Below are 12249 nucleotides of genomic sequence, written 5' to 3'. Positions count from 1 at the left end.
CACAGTTTTTTCAACAATGTAAAACTTAGTCTAGCAATAGTCTAATTGACTTAAATTAATTCAAGCCATTTTACCAATGCTAACCAAGAGTTCATATCAGTTTCAAGCACATTTAATAATTCTAATTAAATAATAACTACGCTCAGCTTACTAAAAGATAGAGTAACTTAATACTCAATAAATTACTAATAAACTTTTAAAGCCATAGCTAGATTATAATTTAACTAATTAAAAAAAAAGCAAACTAAATAAATCCAATTCGTAAAGCTTATTTGAATCGGATTTACCTTAATGATAATTTGATAAAAGTGATATTATCATTAATAATAATCCTATTAAATAGAATTATATTAAATTGCTATACACTAATAAACGCCGAGACTGGGATTTGAACCCAGGCGAGGTGAACCCTCACGGGATTTCCAGTCCCGCGCCTTACCAGGCTAGACTATCTCGGCAATCTAGTAACATATCAGACATAATACAGTCTAATATATAATTCACTGATATAAAAATATAAGTAATTAATAGTATATAAATGTTTTGAATTTTTGACCATAATTTTTCAAAAAACAGCAAAAAAGTCAAAATCATAATCACAAATTAATATTGAACTTAATAATATTTAAAGATTTTTTGGAAATTCATAGTAAAGTTTATATATTAGAACTTAAATTTGAGATTTTCAAAAATTTGAAAAATAAAAAATTTCAAAAAAAGACAATCTTTATCAAATTTATGGTTTAATGAAAAACAAATATTTAACAAAATCATTATTCATTCATTTTTCTTTCAACTTTTGCATCCAAATCATCAATCACATCTTTAATTGCAGGATCTTTAGTTAAATCGTATGCAATATTGAAATAGAACAATGCAGGAACCACTTTTTTATCCTCATCCAATTGGAATCCAAGATTCTTGCATATTGTAATGACTTCAATGCTAGGACCATATGGCAACCCTTTTGATTTGAGATACTCCTTAATCTCTTCAATGCTTTGATCATATTGATTTAAAGAATCTTCATCAAATTCAATAGAGGTTCTATTTTCATTGGAATCATTAGAACCATCATAATATTCAGCTAATCTTTCCAAATAAATGGCTAATTTGAGATTTTCATCATCATTAGATACCTGATACTCATTTAGATAATAAATGGACAAGTTTTCAAATGATTTGGAAAGATCAACGAGAGAGTAATCATATCTGAAGGATTGGATAGTGAGATTATAAAACTCATTCCAATTCTTTTCAATTCTATAAAGTTCACACAATCCAAAAATAGCTTTTACATTGACAGGATTGTAATTATAAGATAATTTAAAAGATTTTAGGGCATTTTCATACTCATTAAAATGCAATAATACATTTCCATAATTGGAGTACAATGTGGAATAGTCAAGCATTAAAGGATATTTTCTTTTTATCTCTTTTTTGATAGTGATTTGGAATAAAAGCTCTTCAAGAAGATTTTTGAATATGTATTCACCTTCAACATATTCCTTATTCAGATTGATGTTTTCCTTTGCAAACTGATAGGCTTCATCATATTTCTCTTCTTTAACCAAATAATCCATTTCCTTGATTATTTCAGGTATTGACTTTATTTCCATAATATCACATGTTTGATTTTACTGAAAACTGGAATCAGTTATTCAATAATTCCTTTTTCTTCTTTTCAAATTCCTCTGCAGTGATTATTCCATCTTTCAATAAATCATGATATTTCCTTATCTCTGCAGGAACATCAGCAATCACATGCCTTATTTTTTCCTCTTCAGGTACAAATGATCCTGTATTCAATTTGTTCTTTAATCTGGTTTCAAAATTATTCAGCATATCATGGTCCAATGTCTTAAGCTGAATGGTCTTATCCTCTAAATTCAATTGAACCTTATTGTCAGCTACCCTATCAATATCATCTGCATTCAAATCATCATAAGATATTTCAAATGCATCCTTCACCTTTCCGTTCAATCTGCTTCTCAATTCTATGTAAATGGAATCCTCATCCAACTTGATTGCTCCATTGGATTTATTATCATTTCCATCAACGTTTTCAGTTAATAAACCGAGGAAATCAAACTCCACATCTCTTGATTTAATCTCACCTTTAGGCATGTTTCCATCCGGATTGAATAAAAAACCTAATCTTCCCATAGTATCAAAAACCTAAAATATTTTAAAAAAACATTATCAAATTATCTTACATACCTTATCTTACAAAGATTATCTTATTAATACAATATAACATTTTAAAAACATATAAATTTATCTTAAAGAAAGTTAAGAATTACAATAAAGTTTAAGAGTTACATTAAAGTTTAAGAGTTACAATAAATTAATTAATGATAAATTGATAAATTATATTAGAAGAAGTATTAATATAATTATAGAATAAATTTACTTAAAAAATTAAAAAATTTATTAATAAAAATATTAGATTAAAAATAATGATTGTGATTTAAATGGTAAAAGGAAATAAGGATAGATTTGTACTTGAATTAGGAAATGATGAAAAGGGAGAGCCAAAGACACTTAGCGCTGAAGAAACCTTAAGACAAATGAAAAAAGGATATAACAACGGATACTTCTATTTGGAATACCCCTTCTTATGGCAAGAGATGAAAAGTGAGGAAGAGGATGAATTCACTCATCTTGTATTATTGGATAAAACCAACAATGCAATTGTAAAAATATCCACACAGCCTTGTTTGGCAAACACTGTTGAAGAGTTAAAGGAACTTGTAGAAACAGACTTGAAATCAAAGGAATGTGAAATCCAGCAATCTGGAATGGAAAACTTTGACAATTATGGAATTTGGGATGTCATATATCTCACTAAAGAAGGATTGGAAATAGAGCAATACGCTATCCTAAAGGACAACAACTTATATTCCCTTGAATTGTACACCAAAAACAATAGGGATCAAGTAGCTGTAAAGTCTTTTGTTGATGTTATTCAAACATTTAAAATCTTAAAACCAGTTTATAAAGTAGATGGGGATTCCTACGAAAGAATTTAATCCCTTAGCTTATTTTTTTAATTGAAATAAAAAACGGCCTATTTAATAATTAATTACAAAATACAGATAAAATAGCTAGATAAAAATAGTAAAAAATAGCTAAAACTAATTTTCTAAAAAAAATGTGAAAAATAACCCTACCTGAAAAAATAAACTCTAAAAATCCAGATAGGGCCACAATCACATTTAGTCCTATGTTTTTGATTTTATTTTACAAATCTTTTTTTGTGAAAAAAGAACTATTGCAAATAAAAAAGGCATATGTCCCTCCCACCTGCCCGAAAACAATTAATATTTTCCAATATGATTTTATTTGCATTTCCAATTTATTTAATTGAAAACACACAAGGTCTCATCCTTATTCATGTCATGATAGAATTCCGCCTTGTCATCACCAAAGTCTATGACATGTATCATATCATAAATCTCCTCGCTTAGATTAGGATTTATATCTTTCAAGATGTTTTTATGGTCATAAACCATATCATTATTGAATTCCAGCTTTTTCTCATTTTCAAACAATGCCCCATAGTATATTTCCGCTTCCACCAAGTCCTGGAACATATGGCTTCCAAAGGATAATTCAGGCATATATCCCACTTCACTGTATGATTCCTCAAGAATTGCAGAGAAATGGCTAATGTCAGCAAATACCACTGGAATTCCTAACTCTGGAGAGGAAGTACCGATTCTACCAGGAACTATTAGAATTGCAGTCTTACCGTTTTCCTTGCAATAGGCATTCACATCATTGATTACATGAGATATTGAACTTTTCTGAGCATATGGATATTCATAATACCTATGTGGATCAACATAGCAGATTGTGTCTATCTCATTCTTGCGTGACATACCCATTGAAGATTCCTTAATATGGAAGAATACATTCTTATCCTCAGGCATTTCAATTGCTTCATTGTTTATTGAAACCTGCAGAGGCCTGCATTGCAATAGGTTTACATTGAATGAATTATCCTCACCAACATTAACTGTATATTCTATGTCCACAGGATAATCATAAGCGATTTCCAATGTATTCATGATTTCCTTCATATCATCAATGAAGTCCTGATTATTTACAAGCCCTTCACAATTGACAAAGACTATTTCACGGCGCTCACCCCTATCACGGAACATTCTCTCAGCTTCACGGTCATGTTCAACAAGTACCCTTTTCGCATATCTTGGGATAACATCCAAACCGTCACCAACAGGAATGTCATGCAAGCTGATATCTTTTAAATCAATTACATCCAGATAATGTTGAGAATATCTGTGCTTTTCCCTAATGTCATTCACCATAGTCACTTCAGGCTTGTCAAGATTGATTATTCTAGGATAATCCTTTTTAGTCCTGTCAACAGCTTTTGTACCAAGACCCATTACCAACCTTAGCATTCCTTTGCTGTTATCCATATCAGGCAGCGGTGAATATGGGCTGTATGAAAATCCTACACCTGCAGCAGTTGGGAAGAAATAGTCTCCATGATAGGAACCTGAAACTCTCTGAACCAAAAGAGCCATTTGCTCATCGGCATCATCCAAATCGTTTATTTTTCTATATTCCAAAGCGGAAATGTTCATGGTACTTGAATATACCACCTTTACCGCTTCTTCAAATGCTGCCAAACGTTCTTCAAGACTGCCCCTATTTACACAGAATACAGATTCATATTTTCCTGCAAAAGCATTTCCATATCCATCTTCAAGGAAACTGCTTGACCTTACAATAATCGGGTTCTGTCCAAAATAATCCAATATCTGTATGAATCCCTTCTTGATTTCATCTGAGAAAGTACCCTTTTTAAGAGCTTCCTCCAACTCTTTCCCATACTTATAATAACCTTCAGGGTTTCTTTGCTTTACTCTAAGGTCCCATAGGTCATTTGAAACTATGTATGTGTAAAATAAATCTGAGCCAATATAAAATGAATCATCCGGTTCAAGATTACTGTATATGTCTGGACGCTCCTTTTCGATTATCTTTCTTGCAAGAAGCATACCGCAGGACTTACCACCTACCAATCCGCTTCCTACACGACGATCGTAGATTGTGATATAATCCTCAAAAGTAAAGTATTCCTTTATTTTGGAAAGCATCTTCTCATCTTTTGTCATCATCAGCTCACAAATCTTATCGCACTCATCATCGATATTCTTGCCTTCTTCATACTTCATTCTAACCTGAAGCATATATCTTTCCCAACTGTCCAAGATTTGCCCGCTTTGATGCTTATCAGAATCATTGATGGTCTTATAATATTTGCTAACTTCCTGACCATCCTGCAAAACCTTGACAAAACCTGTTCTTGGGTTAAACTTATGTCCCAAAAACATTGTTTGAGAATATCTGTTCCAAACTTTTAGTGGAGAAACATAAACCTCTTCAGGAGAATTTGAATGCACATTCAGGAACAGCTGTGTGGTTTCACGGATTTTAGCTATTGCATCAAATGAATGCCTTCCTCGAATGATTGGGAAGTATGCTACAGTATCCAATTGGAATAGGAATGGACAGGTAACCTTAAAGAAATTTCCCATCATCAAATCAGTAGACCAAACAGCTTGAAGGTCACTTAAGCAGTCAAATACATAGAATGCATCAAATCCTTCCTTTTCAATAATTCTATGAACCTCTAAGGTAAAAGTCTCAAATTGGTTATATGGATTGACCTTATATATCTTGATTCCATCACGTTCAATCATGCAAAACTCGGTTTCAGGATTATTCTCTTCCATTTCAAGCAACCGAAAGTCCTCTTCTGTCATTTCAATCAATGGATGGTGATTGGCAAACCTAATGTATATCAAGTTCCTCTTATCCTCTTTCGCCTGTTTGACATAAGGATCAACAAAATAAGAGAATTCATTTAGATTTGTAACATTCCAAACTACATTATCTCCCAAACGAATATTGTCTAAGGCTTCATCAAGCCCTGGAATCCCTGATTTTATTCTTTCGAATGCAGCCATAATAATTTCTCCTAATCTTGTTTAATTTCTCACCATTGGCACTCCTGTTAATTGTGAAGCCTCCATAGTCAATGCAACCAAGTCCTGACGTTCAAGGTTTTCAATATCTGTATTTCCTGCCTGTTGAGTCAAGGAAGTTACTTCCTGAGTCATTGCTTCAATATAATTTGCCACTTGCTGACCTTTTCTAATAGGATCTAATCTTCTTCTAAGCACCCTATCCTGTGTTGCAATTCCTTTAGGGCAAATGCCCTCAGAACAGGATTGGCAAACCTTACAACCTATGGAGATCAATGCAGAGGTAGCTATATAAACCGCATCTGCCCCTAAAGCAATGGCTTTTGCAACATCAGCACCTGATCTTATTCCACCAGCAGCGACAAGGCTTACTTCACTTCTTAAATTAATGTCCTTAAGAGCATCATCCGCCTTTACAATAGCTTCTATTGTAGGAATACCTGCATGTTCTGTAACCACTTCAGGGCCCGCACCTGTTCCCCCTTGCATACCATCAACTACAATTATATCTGCACCTGCCTTTGCTGCAATCTTTACATCCTGTTCCACTCTACCGGATGCAAATTTCACAATGATAGGCACTTTCCAGTCAGTGATTTCCCTTAATTGGTTGATTTTCATACCTAAATCCTCAGGCCCTACAATGTCCATATGTCTTGCAGGACTTAATGCAGAGGTTCCCTCTGGAATATTTCTGACTCTAGCAACTTCTGCAGTTACCTTATGGGAAAGCAAATGTCCTCCCATACCTGATTTTGCACCTTGACCTATCTTGATTTCAACAGCTTCTGCATTGTTTAAATAGCTTGCTGAAACTCCAAAACGGCCTGATGCATACTGGGCAATCAATTTGTCTGCATAATGCCTTTCTTCAGGAAGCATTCCACCTTCACCGGTATTGGTGATTGTGCCTACCTTGCTGCTTCCAATAGCCAATGCTATTTTTGCTTCCTTGCTTAATGCACCGAAAGACATTGCCCCAATCATAATAGGAGTGTCTATTTCAATTGGATTTTCTGCAAACCTGTCTCCAAGAACCACTGAAGTCTTGCATGTTTCCCTATATGAGTCTATTGGTGGCCTTGAAACCTGTGCAGGCAATATGCTTAAGTCATCAAATGTTGGGATTCTTCTGGTTAATCCACAGCCTCTTACCTTATATGCTCCTGTTTGACTTTTACGTTTGATTTCAACCATTGTTGAATTTGACCATACACCTCTTCCCTCATCTACAAGAGGTCTGACATATATTGCATGTGTTGGGCACATCTCTTCACAAATCTTGCACCCTACACAGTTTTCCTGATGTATTGGCAATGGTTCATCATTGATTACCTCATATACTCCATGAGGACAATTTGAATAGCAGCTATAACAGTTTTTACATGATGATTTGTGGGGATTGTCACATAAATACCAACAGCATCCAGGCCTATCATTGCTCTGTTTGCAAATTTCCAATTTTCTCTCTACAGTGAATGACATTAGTTTACCCCCTCATCAATATTTTGGACTTGTTCCTCTTTCAAATCCCCTAATGGTTTGAACACAGGACAGACAGAATATTTTGTTCCTCCAGATTTAACAACCTCATCAATCGCATTAGTTAACTTTGCATAAGGTTTCCAAGCCAAATGATCCTCCTTATCAACAATAAGAGCTTCAGTAACTATCTCATTTGACAATAGATAGTCGATTAATGTTGTTACAATTGACCCATCCTGACCTTGTGTATGCTTTAATGATTTGACTGTCAAGACTTTTTTAAAGTCACCTATCTGTTTTGAATTGTCATTTCTTAAATCTGCAGGGATAAATGTTCTTGGACAGACTGCAAAGCATGCATGACAATCCTCTGGGCATTCCCCTTTCATCCTTGGTTTGGTATCATCAATTGTTATCAAATTGTGTGGACATGCATATTCACATGCTCCACAAAGCACACATGCACCAACATCAATGACATTTGACCTTAAATCCAGGAATGATGCTTCTGAGAACTCCTTATTGATGGAATCATCTGATTTTTCCCTTTGGTATAATACAGGTCTTGCCAAAAATTCCCTTCTCTCTATAGTTTCAAGATTTTTGCTTATTTTAGATTCCGCAATTCTATTCAACAATCCAAATTGTGAATCTGTAAAGTCTTTTGCTTCAATGAATTTCTGTTCTATTGCCCCCTTAACTATCTCCTCACCTTTTTCAGTCCTTATTATGAGTGTTGACCAACCATCTTCAGATCCAATTGAACCAATTGAAATATCAGAGGTTTCTGATGTCAGTTCAACACATATGTTACAGTTTTTCCTAATAATCCTTTTAGCTACTGAAAGAGGTATTTTCACTATTTCTTTAGTTTTTAAAAGTAAAAATACAAATCCTTTCTCAATTTGGAATTTTTCAATGTCATCCATTTTCAAGCCATACTCTTTCAAGAGATTTACAAAGTACTTATATGAAAAATTCTCCATACAGAATAAGCCCAATTTAACATCAATAGGGCTATCGGTATAATGTTGAATCTTGGATGCAGCCATAATTTCACATGGTGTTCCCACCATAGCTATTCTATGTTCGCTCATTTTTTCAGCTCCTATTGCATGTTAACGATTTTCTTAAAACTTGAATAATCATTTTCAGTCAGATTGAAACCATATTCTGTTAGGATTTCTTGAAGTTCATTTTGGTCTTCAAGAGTGGTTTCTTCCATAACTGCATTTTTTCCTAAACTTTTCACATTTCCAAGAACAAAAATAGTTCCTCTCATGATGGATTCTCCAACATCCTCAGTAACATCACCAAGTATTATGAGCTTTCCTCCCATCATAAGGAGCCCAGTCATGAAACCGCTGTTGCCTCCAATGATAACGGTTCCCCCTTTCATGATTTCTCCAGTTCTTGAACCTACATTTCCTTTAACAATTACTGTTCCACCATAGATTCCTTGGCCCGCTCCGTCACCAGCTGTACCTTCAATGACCAATTCACCTTCTGTCATATTGTCTCCAGCAAACCAGCCGGCATTGCCAGTGATGTGTATCCTTGGTCCATGAGCCATTGTTCCAACAAAATATCCTGCAGAACCATTGATCTCTATTTCCACATCTTCAGTTAACCCAGCACAAATATTGTGTTTGGAATCAGGATTGTCAATAATGAGCTTATCATAATATTTAGCTTGTTCCTTTATGGTTCGATTCAATTCTTTCTCTTCCATACCATTCGCATCAATTACATATTCTTTCATAGAAAAAACTCCTATATGGTGTAAGCTCTTGTTTCCCCAGGAGCTATCTGTTCTATTTCATCTGAATCTGTGACATCATGCAATGCCATTTCCTCTGAAGCCACTGCAAAAATCTCATCGGTTTCCACCATCACACCAGGTCTAAGACCAAGCTTGTCCTTTGCAATTCCAATACCGTTAGGTGTTCCAACCAATATGGAAAATGGACCATCCAAATCTATTACCGCTTGATCCAATGCCTCTTCTAATTTGTAGCCTTGGTCAAGCTTATCTGCCATATAATGAACAATGCACTCTGTATCATTAAATGATTCGAAAGTGTGTCCTTTCCTTTCCAATGGGTCTCTTATTTTCCAGTAATTGGTGATTTGCCCATTATGCACCACAGTAATGTCAGGTATTATGTAGCTTTGATATGGGTGTGCATGATAGCGGTCAACACCACTTTCAGTTGCAAAACGGGTATGTCCTATTCCGTGTGTTCCCATTCTGCTTTGAACATTGAAACGTTCTGCAATGTCCTTTACTTTTCCTGTATCCTTAATCATTTCGAATGAATGTGAACCGTTTATAACCCTTACATTTTCCAAATCATCTATTTCATTAATGCATGGTTTTAAAAGGGAAAATTCGTCCAATGCTATTTTGCATTTATATACATCTGAGTCCCCTACAGACTCAATCAATTGCTCTTCGAATATTGGACTTATTTGATTTAATAATGATTTTAAATTGTCTAATGCTCCTCTTCTTCTTTTTACTTCAATGTTTAATTGATAATAATTTTCAGGGAAATCCAAACTGCCGTAGATTGCATAACCTGCGGAATCCGGACCCCTATGCTGTAATGATTCAAGCATTGATGTCAATGCTTCTCCTACAGGGTGAGTTTTTTTATCTTTGTATATTACACCTGCTATTCCACACATTTTTCTACCTCCAATAAGATAATCGGTGAATACACGTACATATGCCTAATATATACTAATCATCTGAATATGTTAATCTATAATTGTTAAAAAAAGTAATTCTAAAATTACATATGCCTTTAAAAATAATTTTAAAATTACAATATGCCTTTTAATTGTTTAAAATTACAATATGCCTTAAAAAAATAATTCTAAATTTCAAAAACCATTTAACTTTAATTGATGGGTAGTCAAACTAAAGAAAATCTTTATCTGAAGAAAAATCTTTAGAGTGACCACCAATATTCAAAAAAGGAATAGTCTAAACGTCTAAGTATTGATTTCTTTCATAATCAAATACTTGTATTCTGTAAGCATCCCATTCAGCTCTTTTGATGGTGTAGAATTGATCAAACACTTTTTCTCCAAGGGCATTTTTAACTACATCATCCCCTTCTAAAGCATGGTATGCTTCCCATAAGCTTGTTGGCAAATTATTGATGCCTCTTTGGAGGATTTCATCTTCAGTTAATGCAAACAAGTTTTCTTCAGTTGGTTCCCCTGGGTCAATCTTATTGTCCAAACCATCTAAACCTGCTTCAAGCAATACTGCAAATGCCAAGTATGGGTTACATGATGGATCCGGTGATCTGCACTCAATTCTTGTACCTAATCCACGGGATGCAGGAATTCTGAGTAAAGTTGATCTGTTTTTAAATCCGTAAGCTATGTAGCAAGGTGCCTCATAACCTGGAACTAAACGTTTGTAAGAGTTAACTGTCGGGGATAGGATTGCTGATAAAGCCTGTGCATGTTTCAATAATCCTCCAATGAAGTATAATGCTTCCTGTGAAATTTGGTTTTCAGTGTTTGGATCATAGAAAATATTTTTGCCATCCTTGAATAGGCTTTGGTTACAATGCATTCCACTACCATTGATTCCCAAGAATGGTTTTGGCATGAATGTTGCCTTAAATCCTAAGTTGTGAACTACTGCTTTTACAGCTTCCTTAAATGTTATTACAGCATCCGCTGTTTTTAAAGCATCCGCATATTTAAAGTCCACTTCATGCTGTCCTGCTGCCACTTCGTGATGGCTTACTTCAACATCAAAACCTAATTGCTCTAAACCGAATACGATTTCTCTTCTGATGTCAGTACCTTGATCCAATGGCTCTACATCAAAATATTCAGCTTCATCTGCAGGGATGTAATTTCCATTCTCATCCTCTTTGATTATGAAGAATTCTGGTTCAGGACCCATATTGAATTGATATCCTCTTTTTTCTGCTTTTTCCAATGCTTTTTTAAGCACTCCTCTCGGATCTCCATCATATGGCTTTCCTTCTGTAGTGAAAATATCACATATGAATCTGCTGGTTCCTTTTGATTCAGGTCTCCATGGGATTGTTGAGAAGGTGTTGATATCTGGTTTTGCAAGTAAATCACTATCATTGATTGAAGCTAATCCTGCTACTGATGAGCCGTCAAACAATAATCCATCATTCACTATATCTTCAATGTCATCAGCTTTTTTAAGAGGCACTGCCATGCTTTTTGGCAATCCATGTATGTCTGATAGTTGCAATTTCAAAAATTTGATATCGTTTTCTTCAACAGTTTTAATTATCTGGTCTAATTTATTGTCTTTAACTGACATCTTTTCACATCCTTTTTTGAGATATTGTCCATTCTTGAAAAAATGGAAAAATGGAAATCCTTCGACTAAAAATTTTCTTGATTCAATAGTCGGAAGGAAACTTCCTTCCTACTATAATTTATCACTATTAATATATAAACATTTTGAATAAAAAATGAACAAGAAAAATAAAACTAAAGAAATGTTTTCTGAATTTTCAAGTTATTTTTACCCGATATTAGTTAAAATAGATATTTATTCAGTGAAAACTTAATTCCAGAAAATTTAGAGAGATAAAAATAAAAAGGAGAACAAATTAAAAATCAATGCAAATTATAGAAAAATTTTTAGAAAAAATAAATAGTGAGAATGAAAATGAAATAAAAATAAAACAAAAATTAAATAATAATAAAAAAAATGATAAAAAAAATG

General features: G+C 34.0%; 9 protein-coding genes and 1 tRNA gene. 1 reads left to right on the top strand and 9 read right to left on the bottom strand.

The genetic code is table 11. The features are described from left to right. Positions 1 to 373: 373 nt before the first annotated feature. From VW161_RS01535 to VW161_RS01525, 3 genes are all read right to left on the bottom strand, one after another. Positions 374 to 458: transfer RNA gene (locus VW161_RS01535), tRNA-Ser, on the bottom strand. Between the two features lie 315 nt (positions 459 to 773). Further along, the gene (locus tag VW161_RS01530; RefSeq protein ID WP_304105155.1) at positions 774 to 1619 is read right to left on the bottom strand and encodes a hypothetical protein; all 846 of its coding nucleotides are present in this window, start codon (positions 1617 to 1619) and stop codon (positions 774 to 776) included. A gap of 34 nt (positions 1620 to 1653) precedes the next feature. Continuing rightward, positions 1654 to 2166, bottom strand: coding sequence for an SHOCT domain-containing protein (locus VW161_RS01525; protein ID WP_304085977.1), 513 nt, complete (start codon positions 2164 to 2166; stop codon positions 1654 to 1656). Positions 2167 to 2474: 308 nt separating this feature from the next. On the opposite strand from VW161_RS01525, the gene VW161_RS01520 reads away from it, so the two are divergent. After that, positions 2475 to 3032, top strand: coding sequence for a hypothetical protein (locus VW161_RS01520; protein WP_304085979.1), 558 nt, complete (start codon positions 2475 to 2477; stop codon positions 3030 to 3032). 330 nt (positions 3033 to 3362) lie between these two features. Here VW161_RS01520 and VW161_RS01515 read toward each other — a convergent pair whose 3' ends face one another. The 6 genes from VW161_RS01515 to glnA all read right to left on the bottom strand — a co-directional run bounded on the left by VW161_RS01515 (position 3363) and on the right by glnA (position 11838). Further along, positions 3363 to 6005 carry a PEP/pyruvate-binding domain-containing protein gene (locus tag VW161_RS01515; RefSeq protein ID WP_325192655.1) on the bottom strand — a complete coding sequence of 881 codons (2643 nt, stop codon included), beginning with the start codon at positions 6003 to 6005 and terminating at the stop codon, positions 3363 to 3365. Positions 6006 to 6026: 21 nt separating this feature from the next. Then, a complete protein-coding gene (locus VW161_RS01510) occupies positions 6027 to 7508 on the bottom strand; it encodes a glutamate synthase-related protein (RefSeq protein ID WP_295604694.1) in 1482 nt (493 codons plus the stop codon). Next, entirely contained in the window at positions 7508 to 8605 is a 1098-nt protein-coding gene (locus tag VW161_RS01505) for a Coenzyme F420 hydrogenase/dehydrogenase, beta subunit C-terminal domain (RefSeq protein WP_304085984.1), read from the bottom strand. Before VW161_RS01505 ends, VW161_RS01510 begins: the two co-directional genes overlap by 1 nt. A gap of 11 nt (positions 8606 to 8616) precedes the next feature. Continuing rightward, the gene (locus VW161_RS01500) at positions 8617 to 9270 is read right to left on the bottom strand and encodes a tributyrin esterase (protein ID WP_304085986.1); all 654 of its coding nucleotides are present in this window, start codon (positions 9268 to 9270) and stop codon (positions 8617 to 8619) included. An 11-nt stretch (positions 9271 to 9281) separates the two neighbouring features. Further along, positions 9282 to 10199: a glutamine amidotransferase gene (locus VW161_RS01495; RefSeq protein WP_304085988.1), complete on the bottom strand. Its 918-nt coding sequence runs from the start codon at positions 10197 to 10199 to the stop codon at positions 9282 to 9284. A 301-nt stretch (positions 10200 to 10500) separates the two neighbouring features. Continuing rightward, positions 10501 to 11838 (bottom strand): type I glutamate--ammonia ligase, encoded by a 1338-nt coding sequence (gene glnA / locus VW161_RS01490; RefSeq protein WP_304085990.1) that lies wholly within the window; start codon positions 11836 to 11838, stop codon positions 10501 to 10503. Positions 11839 to 12249: the final 411 nt, after the last annotated feature.

It is taken from the genome of Methanobrevibacter ruminantium (genome assembly GCF_016294135.1).
GTDB classification, from domain to species: Archaea; Methanobacteriota; Methanobacteria; order Methanobacteriales; family Methanobacteriaceae; genus Methanobrevibacter; species Methanobrevibacter ruminantium_A.
This window is presented reverse-complemented; position numbering and strand designations above follow the sequence as displayed.

What these genes read in the sequence shown, in the direction of transcription:
- VW161_RS01530 (WP_304105155.1), bottom strand. Translation starts at nt 1,619, where the DNA reads ATGGAAATAAAGTCAATACCTGAAATAATCAAGGAAATGGATTATTTG.
- VW161_RS01525 (WP_304085977.1), bottom strand. Translation starts at nt 2,166, where the DNA reads ATGGGAAGATTAGGTTTTTTATTCAATCCGGATGGAAACATGCCTAAA.
- VW161_RS01520 (WP_304085979.1), top strand. Translation starts at nt 2,475, where the DNA reads ATGGTAAAAGGAAATAAGGATAGATTTGTACTTGAATTAGGAAATGAT.
- VW161_RS01515 (WP_325192655.1), bottom strand. Translation starts at nt 6,005, where the DNA reads ATGGCTGCATTCGAAAGAATAAAATCAGGGATTCCAGGGCTTGATGAA.
- VW161_RS01510 (WP_295604694.1), bottom strand. Translation starts at nt 7,508, where the DNA reads ATGTCATTCACTGTAGAGAGAAAATTGGAAATTTGCAAACAGAGCAAT.
- VW161_RS01505 (WP_304085984.1), bottom strand. Translation starts at nt 8,605, where the DNA reads ATGAGCGAACATAGAATAGCTATGGTGGGAACACCATGTGAAATTATG.
- VW161_RS01500 (WP_304085986.1), bottom strand. Translation starts at nt 9,270, where the DNA reads ATGAAAGAATATGTAATTGATGCGAATGGTATGGAAGAGAAAGAATTG.
- VW161_RS01495 (WP_304085988.1), bottom strand. Translation starts at nt 10,199, where the DNA reads ATGTGTGGAATAGCAGGTGTAATATACAAAGATAAAAAAACTCACCCT.
- glnA (WP_304085990.1), bottom strand. Translation starts at nt 11,838, where the DNA reads ATGTCAGTTAAAGACAATAAATTAGACCAGATAATTAAAACTGTTGAA.